Below are 1,427 nucleotides of genomic sequence, written 5' to 3'. Positions count from 1 at the left end.
CTGGCGGCGCTCAGGATCGGTGCCGGGCTGGTGACGCTTGCCGGGGATGGCGGCGCGCTGCCGGCGCTTGCTTTGATGCGGCGCTGCGATGCGGCGGCGCTGCCGCTGCTTGATGATCCGCGCCTCAAGTCGGTGGTGATCGGGCCCGGGCTGGCAACGGACGCACGCGCGCAGGATTTGCTGCGGCGCTTGCGGGATGGCCAGCGCCCGCTGGTGATCGATGCCGGGGCGCTGGCGCTGCTCGACGGCGGCGCACTCGGCTGCCCAGCGGTGCTGACTCCGCACGAGGGGGAATTCATCCGGCTGTTCGGCGGGATCGGCGTGGACCGCATTGCGGCCGTGCAGGCGGCGGCGCGGCAGGTGGGCGCCGTGGTGCTGCTGAAGGGGGCGTCCAGCATCATCGCCGGGCCGGATGGCCGGGTTGCGATCAACGCCCATGCCTCGCCCTGGCTGGCGACGGCGGGCAGCGGCGACGTGCTGGCCGGGATGATCGGCGGGCTGCTGGCGCAAGGGCTGGACCCGTTCGCGGCCGCGCAGGCCGCCGCCTGGCTGCATGGCGAGGCCGGGCGGCGGCTGGGGCCGGGCGGCATCGCCGATGATCTGGTGGCGTTGATCCCAGCCGTGCTGGCCAGCCTGTGAGCGAGCAACCATCAGGTGATTGGGCGGAAATCGTGCGGCTGGCGGCGCGCGGCGATGGTGTCACTGCCGATGGCCGCTTCGTGGCGCTGGCGGCGCCCGGCGACCGGGTGGATTTTGGCGAGAATCCGCCGCGCATCATTCCCGGCCCGCACCACGCGGCGCCGGCCTGCACGCACTATCCGGCCTGTGGCGGCTGCCAGATGCAGCACGTGGATGAGGCAGCGTATCGCGCCTTCGTCATCGAACGGCTGGCGCGCGTGGTGCCGGCCGGTTTGCCCGATGATGTGCGCCCCATCGCCCTGTCGCCGCCGCGCAGCCGTCGCCGCGCCAGCCTGAAGGCGCTGAAGCGTGGCGGCCGCATCAGCCTGGGGTTCCACAGCGAGGGGACCCATGCGCTGGTCGACATCGCGGACTGCCCGGTGCTGGCCCCCGAATTGATGGCGCTGGTGGCGCCCTTGAAGGCACTGCTGAAGGCACGGCTGAGGGACGGGCAGGGGGCGGGCGTTGCCATGACCCTGTCAGACACCGGGGTGGATCTGCTGCTCGCCAATGTCGGCGCCGAGGGGCTGGCGGCGATCGAGGCGCTGACCGATTTTGCCGCCGCGCATGATCTGGCCCGTCTGTCGGTGGAAGGCCCGGGCGGGATCGAGACGCTGGTCGAACGGCGTCAGCCAGAACTGGCGATGGGCGGCGTGGCAGTTGCGCTGCCGGTGGCGCCCTTCCTGCAGGCGACGCGCGAGGGCGAGGCGGCGCTGGTCGCGGCCGTGCTGGAGGCGGTGGGGCCGGCC

1 protein-coding gene and 1 pseudogene are annotated in these 1,427 nt (G+C 73.0%); both read left to right on the top strand.

What is annotated here, in order from left to right; genetic code table 11:
- The coding region (locus GJV64_RS14465) for an NAD(P)H-hydrate dehydratase (RefSeq protein WP_164158175.1) at positions 1-639 on the top strand (639 nt) is incomplete at its 5' end.
- Positions 636-1,427 (top strand): annotated as a pseudogene (locus GJV64_RS14460) (class I SAM-dependent RNA methyltransferase); the annotation flags it as partial. The gene GJV64_RS14465 and the pseudogene GJV64_RS14460, both read left to right, overlap by 4 nt.

Source organism: Sandarakinorhabdus rubra (genome assembly GCF_010994245.1).
In the GTDB taxonomy this organism is placed as follows: Bacteria; Pseudomonadota; Alphaproteobacteria; order Sphingomonadales; family Sphingomonadaceae; genus Sandarakinorhabdus; species Sandarakinorhabdus rubra.
The sequence above is the reverse complement of the archived record's forward strand: the minus strand, read 5'-3'. Positions and strand labels throughout refer to the sequence as shown.